Genomic DNA, 13936 nt, shown 5'->3' on the forward strand with positions numbered 1-13936 from the left:
CGCGCGCGGCGGTCGGGCCGGCACGGCGCGGGTCAGCTTACGCGGGGCGGCTGTGGGTCTGGCTCCCGGCGGGATCGCCCGTGGGGCCGCCGGTCGGACCCCCGGCCGGACTCCCTTCCGGGCGCCCGGTGTTCGGGCGTCCGTCGGTGGGCGGGCGCCAGTCGGCGATGCCGTCGAAGCCGCGCAGGACGAGGCCGGGGCCGAAGCGGGAGACGGCGGTCACGGCCGCGTTCCGCAGGGCGACGGCGGGCCGGGCGGAGAGCAGCGCGAGCCGGCCGGTGCGGGCGGCCTTGCGGACGAGCGCGGTGGTACGGGGCAGCCGGTCGGCCGTGTACGCGGCGAGGGCGGCCGGCACCGGCCGCCCGGCGCCGATGTGGTGGGCCAGGACGATCGCGTCCTCGATCGCCTGGTTGCCGCCCTGGCCGAGGGTGGGCTGCATGGCGTGGGCGGCGTCGCCGAGCAGCGCGGTGCGGCCGTGGTGGAAGGCGGGCAGCGGGTCGATGAGGTGGTGCACGTCGTGGCGCAGGACGGCGCTCTCCTCGGTGGCGGCGAGGATCGCGGGCACGGGGTGGTGCCAGCTGCCGAACAGGCGCTCAAGCGCGGCCTTCTCGCCGTCCGGCGCGTGCGCGCCCTCGGGCGCGGCGGCCATGGCGTAGGCGTAGACCCGGCCGTCCTTGAGCGGCTGGCTGCCCCAGAGGCGGCCGGGTCCCCAGGTCTCGTGCGGGGCGAAGGGGCGTTCGGGGGCGGGGATGACGGTGCGCCAGGTGGTGAAGCCGGAGTAACGCGGGCCGGGGTGGGCGGGGAAGAGGGCGGCGCGGGTGGCGGAGCGGATGCCGTCGGCGGCGACGACGAGTTCGGCTTCGAGCTCGCCGTCGGGCGTGGTGACGCGGGCGGGCACGGTCGCGTCGCCGGGGTGCGCGAGGGCGGCGGGGGTGGCGGTGCGGACGGTGCCGTCGGGCAGGGCGGCGGTGAGCAGTCCGACCAGGGTGGCGCGGTGCAGCAGGACCAGGGGGTCGCCGAACCGGGCGGCGGCGGCCCGGGCGTCCGTACGAGCGAGCCAGCGTCCGTCGGGGCGGCGCATGCCGCCGTCGCCCTGCCAGGCGGCGAGTTCGCGGACGGGTGCGCCGAGGCCGATGACGTCGAGGGCGCGCAGGGCGTTGGGGGCGAGGCCGATGCCGGCGCCGACGGGCGCGAGGTCGGCGGCGCGTTCCAGGACGGTGACGTCCCAGCCGTGGGCGCGGAGGGCGATGGCGGTGGTGAGACCGCCGATGCCGGATCCGACGACGACGGCGCGGTGCTGTTCCATGACTCCCCCTCGAAGGGACGGCAGATGAGGACGGCGGACGGCAGAGCACAAGCCGCACTACAGGTGTAGTGAGCTCACTCCTTCACCGTACTACAGCTGTAGTCGCGAGGGCATTGCGGGCGGCACGGGTCGCATAGGTTGTCCCCATGACCGCAGCACCCGCCCCGGCCCCGGCCCCCGACGCACCGCCCACCCGCGCCGAGCGGATCGGCGACGCCGCGCTCGATCTGCTCGTGGAGCGCGGGATGCGCGGGCTCACCCATCGCGCCGTCGACGAACGGGCCGGTCTCCCCCAGGGCTCCACGTCCAACCACGCCCGCACCCGCCAGGCGCTCCTGGAAACGGCGGTGCGCCGCCAGGTGGAGCGGGAGTCGGGCGTCCTCGCCCCGCACGAGCTCCCCGGACCCGGCGCCGCGCCCGAGGCCCTGGTCGACGCGCTCGCGCTGGCGCTGCACCGCTATCTGACGGACCACCGGTCGCTGCTCGTCTCCCGCTACGAACTGGCCCTGGAGGCGACCCGGCGGCCCGAACTGCGCTCCTTCTTCGACTCCGCAGGCGCCGTCTTCCACGGCCCGGTGACCGCGATGATGCGCGCGGCCGGCTCGGCCGAGCCCGAGCGGCACGCGCTCTCCCTGATCGCCTGGTGCGAGGGGCTGATGTTCTCGTGCGCGGCCGGCTCCTTCCACGCCGCCGTGCCCAGCCGCGCGGAACTGCGCACCGGCTTCGACGAACTGTTGCGGGGCATGCTCGGCGGGCAGCCCTAAAGCGCTGGCACTCGGGCCCGGCCGTCCGCGACGATGCCCTTCATGACGACCGATCACACGGCAGCACCCGAGCGCGTCTACCCGGACACCACCACGGGTGAGCGCCAGGCCCTGGAGCAGTGGCTCGAGTTCCACCGCGCGACCCTCGCCGCGAAGTGCGCGGGCCTCAGCGACGAGCAGCTCCGCACCGTGTCCGTGCCGCCCTCCGAGCTCAATCTGCTCGGCCTGGTCCGGCACATGGCCGACGTCGAGCGCGGCTGGTTCCGCAAGGTCCTCGGCGGCGAGGCGGCCCCGTGGCTCTACGCCACCGACGAGGACTTCGACCGGGGCATCCACACGACGGACGGCGACGGCTACGCGGAGGCGTTCGCCACCTGGCAGGCGGAGATCGGCCACGCCCGGAAGCTGGCCGAGGGGCGCGCTCTGGACGACCTCTGCGCGGGCACCCACCACCGCACCGGCGAGCTCATCAACCTGCGCTGGATCTATCTCCACATGATCGAGGAGTACGCCCGCCACAACGGCCACGCGGACCTGATCCGCGAGCGCATCGACGGCGCCACCGGCGCCTGACCGCATCTGGTTCCCGAGCGCCGGTCAGCCCGGGCCGGGGTGATCACTCGTGCGGGGCATTCCCCGCGAGTAGGGGTACGCGAAAGCCGTCCCGACCTGCAGAGTTGCGCGGGTGCATGGAACCCGAACCACAGTGACGCTGCTCGCCGGCGTGGCCATGGCCGCCGCCCTGACGGGCTGTGTCGCCGTCGACCCGCCGCCCACGGCCCCCGCGCCCGCCGCCTCCGCCGGCAGCGCCGCCTCGCCCGACGGCCAGGACGTGGCCCCGCAGATCGTGCAGGGGCCCGCCCGTGAGGCCCTGGAGGCGGCGCTGCCCGATCCCCCGGAGCCGCAGACGGCGGTGGAGCGGCGGCGCACCGACGACGGCCCGCCGGCCCCCGCCCGGCCGCGCCGCGCCGAACACCCGCGCCCCTCCGCCGTACCGCAGCAGCAACAACGCCACCGGACCCCCGAGCTCCATCTGCCGAAGGGGCCCAAGGGGCCGAAGGTGCCGGACATCCCGCGCGACCGGGCCGGCGTGTGCGCCCTCGGGCAGTCGTACGGCGGGTGGAGCCCGGACAGTCCGCAGGCGCGGATCTGCCAGGGCGCGTACGGGCGCTGAGCCCGCTGTCCCGCTAGGCCGGGCCCGGGAAGCCGCCCCGCAGCCGCCGTTCGAGGCGGTCGATCGCGGCCCGCACCCCGTTGCCGTAGCCGTCGTCGTCCAGGGATTCGGCGGCGGCGCGGGCCCGGTCCAGATGGATCCGGGCGGCGTCGGGGCGGGCCAGCTTCACATAGTCGGCGGCCAGGTTGAGATGGAGCGAGGGGGCCAGGGCGCGCAGCGCGACCGACGCGTCGTGGCGGGCGAGCCGGTCCTCGTCGAGGCTCTCGGCGGCGGTCAGGGCGCGCAGGTCCCAGGCCAGCTCGACGTCCGGGTCGTCCTGGGCGTCGGCCATGTAGTGGGCGAGGGTGCAGCGGTGCAGCGGGTCCCCGTCGGGGCCGAGCTGGTCCCAGATCGCGCCGAAGCGGTTGCGGGCCTCCTCCCGGTCGCCGCCGTGGAGCAGCATGACCGCCTGCCCGATCCTGGTCATGACGGCGTCGTCCGCCACCTGCTGCCCGGTCATCACGGCCTCCCCGTGTTCGGTCCCGCTCCGAGCCTGCCGGATCCGGCGCCCGAGGTGTGCCTCCGGCGCGCCGGATCCGAGCGGGCTCCGAGCCGGCCCCGAGGGGTCAGCCGGCCAGGTTCGGGATGCGCCAGTCGATCGGCGCGTGGCCCTGCGCGGCGACCGCCGCGTCGATCTGGGTGAAGGGCTGCGAGCCGAAGAACTTCTTCGCCGACAGCGGCGAGGGGTGCGCGCCCTTCACGACCACGTGCCGCTCCTCGTCGATGAGCGGCAGCTTCTTCTGCGCGTAGTTCCCCCACAGCACGAAGACGGCCGGGTCGGGGCGGGCGGCGACGGCGCGGATGACCGCGTCGGTGAACTTCTCCCAGCCCTTGCCCTTGTGCGAGTTGGCCTCGCCGGCGCGGACCGTGAGCACCGCGTTGAGCAGCAGGACGCCCTGCTGGGCCCACGGCATCAGATAGCCGTTGTCGGGGATGGGGTGGCCGAGCTCGGCCTGCATCTCCTTGTAGATGTTGCGCAGCGAGGGCGGGGTCTTGACGCCCGGCCGGACGGAGAAGCACAGGCCGTGGCCCTGGCCCTCGCCGTGATACGGGTCCTGGCCCAGGATCAGGACCTTGACCTGGTCGAACGGGGTGGCGTCGAGGGCGGCGAAGACCTGCTCGCGCGGCGGGTAGACCGGCCCCTTGGCCCGCTCCTCCTCGACGAACTCGGTCAGCTCCTTGAAGTAGGGCTGGGCCAGCTCTTCGCCGAGGACGCCGCGCCAGGACTCGGGCAGCAGGTCGGTGTCGGTCACGTCGGGAACCTCCGGTGGGCGTTCGTCTGATCTCCACGAGAACCTACCGGGCCCCACTGACAACACCGTCCGCCGCCCGGGTCCCGGGCGACTTCCGGCCACCGTCTACCAGCTGGTACGGCGGCTGAGCTCCCACATCTGCATGACGGTCTGCGGGTCGAGGGCCCGCTCGCCGCCCCCGATGTCCTCGCTCGCGGCGATGTAGAGCTTGCCCTGCCACAGCGGCAGCAGGCGCACGTCCTGAACCATGATCTCCTGGGCCTCGGTGAACTCGTCCGTGACGGCGCCGCGGTCGCTCTCCCGCCGGGACTTGGGGAGGAGCTCGTCGGTGATCCGCGGGCTGACGTACGGCGTGCCGAGGACGTTCTTCTTGCCCACGAAGGGGGCGATGAAGTTGTCGGCGTCCGGGAAGTCGGGGAACCAGCCACGGCCGAAGACCGGGTACTGGCCCTTCTGGTAGGCGGCCTGGAACTCCTTCCACGGCTTGCCGTGGAGGGTGATCTCGAACAGCCCGGAGGCCTCCAGCTGGCGCTTGAGCTCGACGAACTCGGGCCCGGTGGCGGAGCCGTAGCGGTCGGTGGCGTACCAGAAGTCCAGCTTCACGGTGTCGGTGATGCCGGCCTGGCGCAGGATGCTCTTGGCCTTGGCCGCGTCGGGCGAGCCGAAGCGGTCGAAGAACTTGGTGGTGTGGCCGGCGATGCCCTTGGGGACCATCGAGTACAGCGGCTCGGCGGTGCCCTGGTAGACCCTGTTGACCAGTTCGTCGCGGTCGACCAGCTGGGCGATGGCCCGGCGGACGGCCGGCTTGGCGACCGAGGGGTCCTTGGCGTTGAAGACCAGGTAGCGGATGTCGGCGCCGGTGGACTCGACGAGCTGGAGGTTCTCGTTCTCCGGCTTGTCGGCCTGGAGGTCGACCACCTCCTCGGCGGTCAGACCGCGGTAGGTGGCGTCGATCTCCTTCTTCTTGAGGGCGGCGACCATCGGCTCGGACTCCTTGAAGTACCGGATGGTCACGCCGCCGTTCTTGCGGTCGGCGAAGCCCTTGTAGCTGGGGTTGCGGGTGAGCTCGGCCTTGTCGCCCTCGGTGTAGGAGTCGAGGGAGTACGGGCCGGAGCCGACCAGCTTGCCGTCCTCACGGAGCTTGTCCGCGGGGTACTCGGCCGGGTCGACGATCGACATGGCCGGGGTGGCGAGGATGAAGGGGAAGGTCGCGTCGGGCTTGTTGAGCCGGAAGACGATGGTCTGGGGGTCGGTGACGTCCATCTTGTCGAGCGAGCCGAGCATGCCGTTCGGTCCGCCCTCGACGTTGATCGTGCGGATCCGCTCGATCGAGTACTTCACCGTCTCGGCGTCCAGCTTGTGCCCGTTCGAGAAGGTGAGGCCGTCATGGATCCGGCACTCGTAGACCCGGCTCGACGAGCCCTGCTTGAAGGCGCAGTCGGCGGCGTCCGGCTGCGGAGTCGTACTCCCGGTGGGAAATGCCACGAGCGTCTGGAAGACATTCCGGAAAAGCTCCCAGGAATTGTCCCAGGCGGCCGCCGGATCGAGGGTGCTGGGAGAACTCGTCGTCCCCACGACGATTCTCTGGTCCGCTGCGGATTCACTGTCCGAAAACACACCGCATCCGGACAGGAGGGATATGGACGCAAGGGCTGCAGCGGCCTGCAGACTGGTCCGGTTGAACACGTGCACGCTCCTCGTTCAGCCTGGGGTCGGCCGACCATACCGCAGCGCCCCGCCAGGTCAATGTTCGACCCTGGCGGGGCACTTGTGGCATTCGATGGATAACCGGGGCCAAACCGGTCAAGAATTCAGCAGAGTGTCCGGATACCGGTCACTCGACACCGGCGTTCAGGAAAAGTCCGCCGTCGACGACGAGCGTCTGACCAGTGATCCAGTCCGACTGCGACGAGGTGAGGAAGGCGGCGGCGCCGCCGATGTCCTCGGGCTGCCCGAGCCGGCCGAGCGCGTAGCGGGAGGCCGCCTCGGCCTCCCGGCCCTCGTACAGGGCCGCCGCGAACTTCGTCTTCACGACGGCGGGCGCGATCGCGTTGACGCGCACCAGCGGGGCGAATTCGTGCGCCAGCTGGAGGGTGAGATTGATCATCGCGGCCTTGCTGATTCCGTACGCGCCGATGAACGGCGAGGCGGAGACGCCGGCGATCGAGGCGATGTTCACGATCGCCCCGCCGTGCTCCTTCTGCCAGGCGCGGTAGGTCTGCTGGGCGAAGCCGAGCGCCGAGACCACATTCGTCTCGAAGACCTTGCGGGCGACGTTCAGGTCGAGATCGGCGATGGCGCCGAAGACCGGATTGGTGCCCGCGTTGTTGATCAGGAAGTCGACCCGGCCGAAGGCCTCCATGGTCGCCTCGACCGCGGCGGCCTGGTGGGCCTCGTCGTGGGCCTTGCCGGGGACGGCGATGACCCGGTCGGCGCCGAGCCGCTCCACGGCCTCCTTCAGGGCCTCCTCGCCGCGGCCGGTGATGCAGACCCGGTCGCCGCGGGCGACCAGGGCCTCGGCGACGCCGTAGCCGATGCCCCGGCTCGCGCCGGTGACGAGCGCGACCTTGCCCGACAGCTCGGGCAGTTCCTTGCTGCTCATGGGGATGTTCCTCCCGCCTCTTCTCTCGCCCCGCGGGTCAGTTGAGCGGGCCGCCGGCCACGTACATGACCTGGCCGGAGACGAAGCCGGCGTCGTCGCCCGCGAAGAACGCGATGGCGTTGGCGACGTCCTCGGGGCGGCCGACCCGCTGCACCGGGATCATGGAGGCGGCGGCGGCCTGGAAGTCCTCGAAGCCCATGCCGACGCGCTCGGCGGTCTGCGCGGTCATCTCGGTGACGATGAAGCCGGGGGCGACGGCGTTGGCGGTGATGCCGAACTTGCCGAGCTCCTTGGCCAGGGTCTTCGTCAGGCCCTGCAGACCGGCCTTGACGGCGGAGTAGTTGGCCTGGCCGCGGTTGCCCAGGGCCGAGGACGAGGAGAGCGAGACGATCCGGCCGAAGCCCGCGTCCACCATGTGCTTCTGGCAGGCCTTGGCCATCAGGAACGCGCCCTTGAGGTGCACGTTCATCACGATGTCCCAGTCCGACTCGGACATCTTGAAGAGCAGGTTGTCGCGGAGCACGCCGGCGTTGTTGACGAGGATGGTGGGCGCGCCGAGCTCGGCGGCGACCCGCGCGACGGCCGCCTCCACCTGGGCGGCGTCGGAGACGTCGCAGCCGACGGCGAGCGCGGTGCCGCCCGCGGCCGTGATCTTCTCGACGGTGTCCTTGCAGGCCGCCTCGTCGAGGTCGAGTACGGCGACGGCGCGGCCCTCGGCCGCCAGCCGGATCGCGGTGGCGGCGCCGATGCCCCGCGCCGCACCGGTGACGACGGCTACCCGCTGCTCGGTGGTGGACATGCTTGTTCTCCTCGCCCTTGGCTCGTCCCTTGGATGCGGTGCCTACCCGGCGGCCCGCCCGCTCTCACCCGGTGACCCTCGTGCCGGGAGGTGAGCGACCGCTTAGTATTGCCCGCAGACGAGACGCTAGAAGCCCTGGCACCCGGTGTCAACGCCCCACCGGGTGCACCGGATCACGCGGCGCGCGCCTTGACCCGGCCGGGGCGGGCCGGGGCCGGGCTCAGCGGACGAGCAGGTCGAGCAGCCGCTCCACCTCGGCCTCGGGGTCGGCGGTCAGGCCGGTGTGCACGGGTCCGGGCTGGACGACCGTGGAGCGCGGGGCGATGAGCCAGCGGAACCGCCGGCCCGCGTCGTCCCGGGACGCCTGCCCCGCGGCCTCGCCGCCGGTGCAGACGCCCTCGACGGCGTGCAGCGCGGCCCGTACGCCCGTCACGTCGGCGCCCGGGTCGAGCGCGGCCAGCTTGGCCTCGTCCAGATGGGTGCGGGCGGCCACGTACGACCGGGCGCGGCAGTAGACGACCACGCCCGCGTTGAAGCACTCGCCGCGCTCCACGCGCGGCACCACGCGCAGCAGCGCGTACTCGAAGACGTCGCGGTCGGTCACGTGGTGCTGTCCTTCTCGGTGGGGCGCGGGGCGAGGCGGTCGGCGAGCCAGCCCGGGGGCTGCTGCGGGCGGCGCTCGGTGCGCGGCCCGAGGGTGATCCGCTCGTGGATGGTCGCGGCGCGCGGCAGCAGCGCCTCCACGTACGCGGCGCGCAGCGCGTCGGTGCTGTCGAAGCCGGGCTCGTCGACCAGCCACTCGTCGGGCACGTCCGCCGCGACCTCGGTCAGCAGCTCGCGGGTGACCAGCGGGGCCAGCTCGGCGGCCGCGGCGGCGACGTCGGGCGCGAAGGGCGCGAGGGCGTGGTCGGAGGCGTCGTACGGCTTCGCGGCGGAGGCCTGGGCGCCGGGCCAGTTGTGGTGCCAGATCATGGTGGCGCCGTGGTCGATCAGCCACAGGTCGCCGTGCCAGACCAGCATGTTCGGGTTGCGCCACGACCGGTCGACGTTGTTGATCACGGCGTCGAACCAGACGACCTTCCCGGCCTCCTTCGGGTCGACCTCGTACGCGAGCGGGTCGAAGCCGAGAGAGCCGGGCAGGAAGTCCATCCCGAGGTTCAGCCCGCCGCTCGCCTTGAGCAGCTCCTGCACCTCCTGATCGGGCTCGGAGAGACCGATCACCGGGTCGAGCTGAATGGTCACCAGCTCCGGCACCCGCAGCCCCAGCCGCCGGGCCAACTGCCCGCAGATCACCTCGGCGACCAGGGTCTTGCGCCCCTGCCCGGCGCCGGTGAACTTCATGACGTACGTGCCGAGATCGTCGGCCTCGACGATCCCGGGGAGCGAGCCGCCCTCACGCAAAGGCGTGACGTAGCGGGTCGCTACGACCTCTTCCAACACTTTCCCAGGCCACCCATCTCTTCAGCCTTACGAACCATGGACGAATGAAGGGAGCATAGTAACCGAGGGTGATCGACGGCGATTCCATTTCCGCCGTCAGCGGCTGCTCTCGGAACATCGAAGTCGCGACGGTGAGTCAGATGCACTCCTCACATACACCGTTATTCGTCGGCCGCGGACCTGCTCGTCCACCACCGGCCGGAAGCACTCTCCGAGGGTGGCGAGCTTGGTCCTGTCTCGCGGCGAGTCCGCCGGTTTCGACACGTCTCCGGCGTCCGTGACAAGAATGATGCGCTGTCTGGCGAGCATCTCGGTTCGGAGGCGTGCGGCATCCCATTCCACTCCCTTCAGCGTTCCGGAGCGTTCCGGTGTCTCCTCCAGGGCGATGTCCTGGATACCTGTGAACGCGTGTGGAGAGACGGACTTGGTGTCCCGCCGCGCCGACGGGACGAACAGCACGGCGTCACCGTCCTTCTTCAACCGTTCCACCTGCTCCGCGGCTGCCAGAACGTCGTCCACGCGGCTCTGCGGTGAACGCTTCGCGAGGGCTTGCGGGAGGAGGGCGACCGTGGCCGCGGCGACCACGACAGGAAGGACCCAGCGCGCACTGCTCCGCGACCTTCTTCCCACCGCTTCCACGAGCGCGCCGAGAACCACACCGACCATCAGGGCCAGGCCGAGCAGGCTGAACAGCACGTAGCGATCCACGAAGAGCGGCTTGAACAGGGAAATTCCCACGAGCCCGATCTGCGGAACGGCAAGGAGCGGTAACCCGACGGCCGTTGCCGAGAGTCCTCTTGCCCCGGGCCTGTCCAGCAGAGCCCCGACGCCGGCGAGGGCAAGCAGGATCGCCGGACCGATCAGCATGTGCCAGGTCAGTGGTGGGATCCAGGACACCTGCCCGGACTGGGTTCGGCTGAAGAGAATCAGCGGCATGACCCCGGCCGTCGCCGCCACGGATGCCGAGGCCCAGCGAATCCACGTCCTGACAGTCGGTCGCGCCCAGGCCAGGGTCACCATGTGCGCGGGAAGAATCAGCAGGGCGAGCCAGTTCAGAAGGCCGCACACCAGGATCATGCAGGCGTAGGCGATCCAGCGTCCCCGCTCGTTCCGTCGCCCCTGCAGCAAGGCTACGAGCAGTAGCGTCGAGACCGCGGCGGCTGCCGCCACCAGGGCGTACGGGCGGCCCTCCTGCAGATAGAACTGCACGGACGGAATCAGCCCGAACGCCATCCCCGCGCCCAGGCCCACCAGGTTCCCGGAGAGCCGGCGCCCGAGCTCCGCCACACACGCCGCGGCAGCCGCAGCCGCCAGCACAGAGGGCAGTCGTAACACCGTGGTCGAGGGGCCGAAACACTCGAAAAGCGAGTGCATCAACAGATAGTAGAGCGTGTGAACGACATCGACATTCTCCACCATGCGGGATATCTCGCCGGTGGACCGGAGGGCAACCTGCCAGGTCGCGGCCTCGTCCCGCCAGACACTGCCCTCCCGCGACAGTCCCCACAGACCGAGTGCGACGGTCCAGACGAAGGGTATCGGCCAGGCAGTAGTGCGCAGCCGAGAGCCCAGAGCAGTCAATCTCATTGAATTCGGTCACCCCCCGGCCAGTCAAATCCACGATGCTGTTCGCAACGTGCAGTGCTCGGCGTGGATCCGAAGTGACGGGCAAGCCGAAAGCTCGGACGCCACTTTACGACAACGCCGGCAGAGCCCTGCTCGAGAGGCCGACGAAGGAAGGGGCATTTCAAGCCACAAGGGCTCCACCATGGCAGAAAAGGAACTGTGGCCACGGCCGCAAGGAGATCGCGAGATTTTGCCGCAGAGTGTGTCAGGTCGAACGAGATTGGCTGACGGCATGACGCTTGATTTCAGAATGGAATGCCGTTTCAGGCCACTTGACCATGCCGGGGTTGACGCGTTGTTGAATGACTGGCAAAGATCTCCTCTCGGAAATTGATCACTACCCAAGGGGAAGTTCTCATGAAGAAGAGAAGTGCTCTGAAGGCCACCCTCGCGTCTGCGGCGCTGATTCTCGGGGCGGCCGCTCCGGCGATGGCCGTCACGGTCGACGTCGGCGGCGGCAAGTGGAGCTACGACCAGGGGGCGAACACTGCCTGGTCGAACTACTACCACTCGAGTAACAAGCACGCGTCGTCGGTGAAGATCGGCGCCAACATATTCCGAAGCGGCTGCACTTCGGCCGGCAGCTGGTCGCTGGCGTCCGGCGGCAAGAACGGTGGCACGGTCAGCTGGTACTACGACCCCAGCTGCTGATTCCAGCCACGTTCAGATTTCGAGAGCATGCAGCCGGTAGATTCTGCTGAGTGAGCCGAGGCTCCGGTCCGGTGCGGCTTCGGGTATGCGATTGCGCTGCTCGCAGCCGCACCACCGCTGCTCGCCCTGTCTCCCGACAGGCGTGATTCCCCGCAACTCCGAAATAAGATGGGCAATGCTGCAGCGAGGTATAAGGTTCGTTCACGTCGTCACGCTGGCTTTCTCGGCACTCCTTGCCTTCCTCTTCTTGCGAGGCCTTGATGAGAGCCGAGTTCTGGGAAGCGTCGCGCTGGTCGACGTGATCGACTCCGATGGCTCGGTGAGCTCGGCTCGCGTCGTGGATGCCGTCAAGTCAGTCGCGACCGAGAGAGAAATCGGCGTGGCCCGCGAGGTGCCGGATCTGAAGAACCCCGAGGGGATCCGGCATCTGTACCTCGCAACAGGAGACAGCGGATCGGCGACGGGGGCGTGGCTGGACAAGGGTTACCCGTCCTTCAGCAGGAACGTCGAGACCCGGGTCCACCCCATATCCGAGATCGCACACCTCGACCCACGCGGCGCGTATCACGTCTTCGGGCCCCCGGAAGCCGTCGACGCCCTGGTCGCCAAGTTCGCCGAGCTAAAGCTCCGCGTGAACGTGGCATACCCGCTGTCCTCCACGACGCTGGCCACCGACTACTCCGGCGATCCCCTGCCCTGGTCCCTCGGCGTCATGGCCCTGGCCGCTGTGACTCTGACCGGGGCGAGCGTGCTGCTGCGAGCGAAGACTTACGCAGTTCTCCGCCTGCACGGCATGTCCTACGCAGACATCCTGGTACGCGACCTGAAGCAGACAGCGGGCTTCTGGCTCGTCTCCTTCGGTGGCGTAGCGATGGTGACGCTCGCTGCTCTCGGCCTCTACAACGGTCCGGCCCGGCTAGGGCTGTTCGCCTCGGTCGCGCTGGGAATCGCGACCCTGCTGACCCTCCTCGTACTCGGCTCCCATGCCGCGGTGCTCGCGCTCGTCATCAGGGTCGGAATCCTTTCCTCCCTCAAGGGCGAACTACCCTCACGAGCGGCGACCGTCAGCCTCTACGTGGTCCGTGTACCGGCACTCCTCCTCGCACTGAGCATCGCGCTGAGTGTCGCGACAGCCGGCCAGAACGTCCTCAAACGGCAAGAGAACCGCGACGTCTACCGAAGTGTGGAAGATGCCGTCTCCGTTCGTCTCAGCGGTGCGTTCGCCACCCGCCCCGACGATCTGGACCGCATGGTCGGGCCGTGGCTCCGTGCCGCAGACGCACGAGGCGAGATCGTCGTAGCCGGCCGGGGAGACCTCCAGATGACGGCACCGGAGGCAAACCTTCCGGCAGGCGAGATCCTCATCGTCAACGAGACTTACGTCCGTAAGCAGCCGGTACTCGATGGGGACGGCCGCCGTTACGTCCCCGCTGCGAGCGGCGCGAAAGCCTCGCAGCCTCGTCCTGTGCGCGTCATCATCCCCCCGTCGTACGCCTCTCACACGGAAGCGATCGTCACGGCGGTCTCCAGGAAGCTCGACCCAGGGCTCAGCCGGAAAATCCCCGTCGAGACTCTCGGCGCGAAGAACGGGCAGCAACTCTTCGGGTACAACACCGGCGCCTTGGTCTACAGCTCGGCACACCCCGCGAGCGAGGACAGGTCACTGATGCGCGATCCGATCGTGGTCGTCGTCCCAAACGGGTCGGACTTCCTCACCAATGACGCCTACGTCACCTTCGCGACTCAGGAAGGTGTCATCTTCCCGGACCCCGACGACGTCCTGAACGCCATCGCATCGGAAGGTCTGCAGGACTATGTGTCTTCCGTTTCCCCAGTCGGGCAGCGCATCGCGGCAGAGGTGAGCGACGCAGTCGGTGACTTCCGGCTTCAGATGTTCAACCTGGCCCTTGCGGTGGCGGTCCTCCTGGTCGCGGGAGTCGGAATCTGCATCGTCTACACGAGGAAGAACGCCCAGGCCATCTTCGTGCGTCACATCAGCGGCTGGACGTTTGCCGCATCCCACCGCTTCATTCTCGCGGTGGAGGCGGCCATCGCGATCATCTTCGCGACACGGATCCCCATCGAGGTGTGGCAGAAGAACCGGGAGATCTCCGAATTCACCGCGGCCGGCCTGCCGGCCCCGTTCCCGCCCCTGCGTGTCGAGTTCGCAGAGCTGGCTCTCATCGCCGGACTTGCCGTGGTCGAACTCGCCGTGATCCTTCTCGCCCTGTCGGCGTTTCACCGCCGGATCGTGAAAGAAGGAGCATCCGAGGCGTGACGCG

At 70.0% G+C, this 13936-nt stretch carries 14 protein-coding genes; 5 read left to right on the top strand and 9 right to left on the bottom strand.

Going from position 1 to position 13936, the window contains the following annotated elements:
• Positions 1–37 precede the first annotated feature (37 nt).
• Positions 38–1306 (bottom strand): FAD-dependent monooxygenase, encoded by a 1269-nt coding sequence (locus tag JAO84_RS04535; RefSeq protein WP_370410622.1) that lies wholly within the window; start codon positions 1304–1306, stop codon positions 38–40.
• A 146-nt stretch (positions 1307–1452) separates the two neighbouring features.
• Here JAO84_RS04535 and JAO84_RS04540 point away from each other — a divergent pair, with 146 nt between their 5' ends.
• The 3 genes from JAO84_RS04540 (at position 1453) to JAO84_RS04550 (ending at position 3244) form a co-directional block, all read left to right on the top strand.
• Positions 1453–2070, top strand: a complete 618-nt coding sequence (locus tag JAO84_RS04540) for a TetR/AcrR family transcriptional regulator (RefSeq protein WP_370410624.1) — start codon at positions 1453–1455, stop codon at positions 2068–2070.
• A 33-nt stretch (positions 2071–2103) separates the two neighbouring features.
• A complete protein-coding gene (locus JAO84_RS04545) occupies positions 2104–2643 on the top strand; it encodes a DinB family protein (protein WP_370410626.1) in 540 nt (179 codons plus the stop codon).
• A 112-nt stretch (positions 2644–2755) separates the two neighbouring features.
• Entirely contained in the window at positions 2756–3244 is a 489-nt protein-coding gene (locus tag JAO84_RS04550; RefSeq protein WP_370410628.1) for a hypothetical protein, read from the top strand.
• A 13-nt stretch (positions 3245–3257) separates the two neighbouring features.
• Here the strand turns inward: JAO84_RS04550 and JAO84_RS04555 are convergent, their stop codons facing one another.
• From JAO84_RS04555 to JAO84_RS04590, 8 genes are all read right to left on the bottom strand, one after another.
• On the bottom strand, positions 3258–3743 hold the full coding sequence (locus tag JAO84_RS04555) for a hypothetical protein (RefSeq protein ID WP_370410630.1): 486 nt from the start codon (positions 3741–3743) through the stop codon (positions 3258–3260).
• 106 nt (positions 3744–3849) lie between these two features.
• Complete coding sequence (gene ung / locus JAO84_RS04560; RefSeq protein ID WP_370410632.1) at positions 3850–4536, bottom strand: uracil-DNA glycosylase; 687 nt, start codon at positions 4534–4536, stop codon at positions 3850–3852.
• Between the two features lie 105 nt (positions 4537–4641).
• Positions 4642–6222, bottom strand: coding sequence for an ABC transporter substrate-binding protein (locus JAO84_RS04565; protein ID WP_370410634.1), 1581 nt, complete (start codon positions 6220–6222; stop codon positions 4642–4644).
• 148 nt (positions 6223–6370) lie between these two features.
• On the bottom strand, positions 6371–7138 hold the full coding sequence (locus JAO84_RS04570; RefSeq protein WP_370410636.1) for an SDR family oxidoreductase: 768 nt from the start codon (positions 7136–7138) through the stop codon (positions 6371–6373).
• A 37-nt stretch (positions 7139–7175) separates the two neighbouring features.
• Positions 7176–7937 carry a 3-oxoacyl-ACP reductase FabG gene (gene fabG, locus JAO84_RS04575; protein ID WP_265866845.1) on the bottom strand — a complete coding sequence of 254 codons (762 nt, stop codon included), beginning with the start codon at positions 7935–7937 and terminating at the stop codon, positions 7176–7178.
• A 220-nt stretch (positions 7938–8157) separates the two neighbouring features.
• Positions 8158–8541, bottom strand: coding sequence for a DUF3037 domain-containing protein (locus tag JAO84_RS04580; protein WP_265866846.1), 384 nt, complete (start codon positions 8539–8541; stop codon positions 8158–8160).
• A complete protein-coding gene (locus JAO84_RS04585; RefSeq protein ID WP_370410638.1) occupies positions 8538–9377 on the bottom strand; it encodes a HipA family kinase in 840 nt (279 codons plus the stop codon). Before JAO84_RS04585 ends, JAO84_RS04580 begins: the two co-directional genes overlap by 4 nt.
• 96 nt (positions 9378–9473) lie before the next feature.
• Positions 9474–10964 (bottom strand): glycosyltransferase family 39 protein, encoded by a 1491-nt coding sequence (locus JAO84_RS04590; protein ID WP_370410640.1) that lies wholly within the window; start codon positions 10962–10964, stop codon positions 9474–9476.
• 396 nt (positions 10965–11360) lie between these two features.
• Between JAO84_RS04590 and JAO84_RS04595 the strand changes: the two genes are divergently transcribed.
• The gene (locus tag JAO84_RS04595) at positions 11361–11654 is read left to right on the top strand and encodes a lactococcin 972 family bacteriocin (protein WP_370410642.1); all 294 of its coding nucleotides are present in this window, start codon (positions 11361–11363) and stop codon (positions 11652–11654) included.
• Between the two features lie 175 nt (positions 11655–11829).
• On the top strand, positions 11830–13932 hold the full coding sequence (locus JAO84_RS04600; protein WP_370410644.1) for a hypothetical protein: 2103 nt from the start codon (positions 11830–11832) through the stop codon (positions 13930–13932).
• Positions 13933–13936: the final 4 nt, after the last annotated feature.

The organism is Streptomyces fradiae (genome assembly GCF_041270065.1).
GTDB lineage: Bacteria > Actinomycetota > Actinomycetes > Streptomycetales > Streptomycetaceae > Streptomyces.

Coding starts and splice junctions, on each gene's coding strand:
- fabG (WP_265866845.1), bottom strand. CDS start 7,937: ATGTCCACCACCGAGCAGCGGGTAGCCGTCGTCACCGGTGCGGCGCGG.
- JAO84_RS04545 (WP_370410626.1), top strand. CDS start 2,104: ATGCCCTTCATGACGACCGATCACACGGCAGCACCCGAGCGCGTCTAC.
- JAO84_RS04595 (WP_370410642.1), top strand. CDS start 11,361: ATGAAGAAGAGAAGTGCTCTGAAGGCCACCCTCGCGTCTGCGGCGCTG.
- JAO84_RS04540 (WP_370410624.1), top strand. CDS start 1,453: ATGACCGCAGCACCCGCCCCGGCCCCGGCCCCCGACGCACCGCCCACC.
- JAO84_RS04570 (WP_370410636.1), bottom strand. CDS start 7,138: ATGAGCAGCAAGGAACTGCCCGAGCTGTCGGGCAAGGTCGCGCTCGTC.
- JAO84_RS04600 (WP_370410644.1), top strand. CDS start 11,830: ATGCTGCAGCGAGGTATAAGGTTCGTTCACGTCGTCACGCTGGCTTTC.
- JAO84_RS04535 (WP_370410622.1), bottom strand. CDS start 1,306: ATGGAACAGCACCGCGCCGTCGTCGTCGGATCCGGCATCGGCGGTCTC.
- JAO84_RS04590 (WP_370410640.1), bottom strand. CDS start 10,964: ATGAGATTGACTGCTCTGGGCTCTCGGCTGCGCACTACTGCCTGGCCG.
- JAO84_RS04555 (WP_370410630.1), bottom strand. CDS start 3,743: ATGACCGGGCAGCAGGTGGCGGACGACGCCGTCATGACCAGGATCGGG.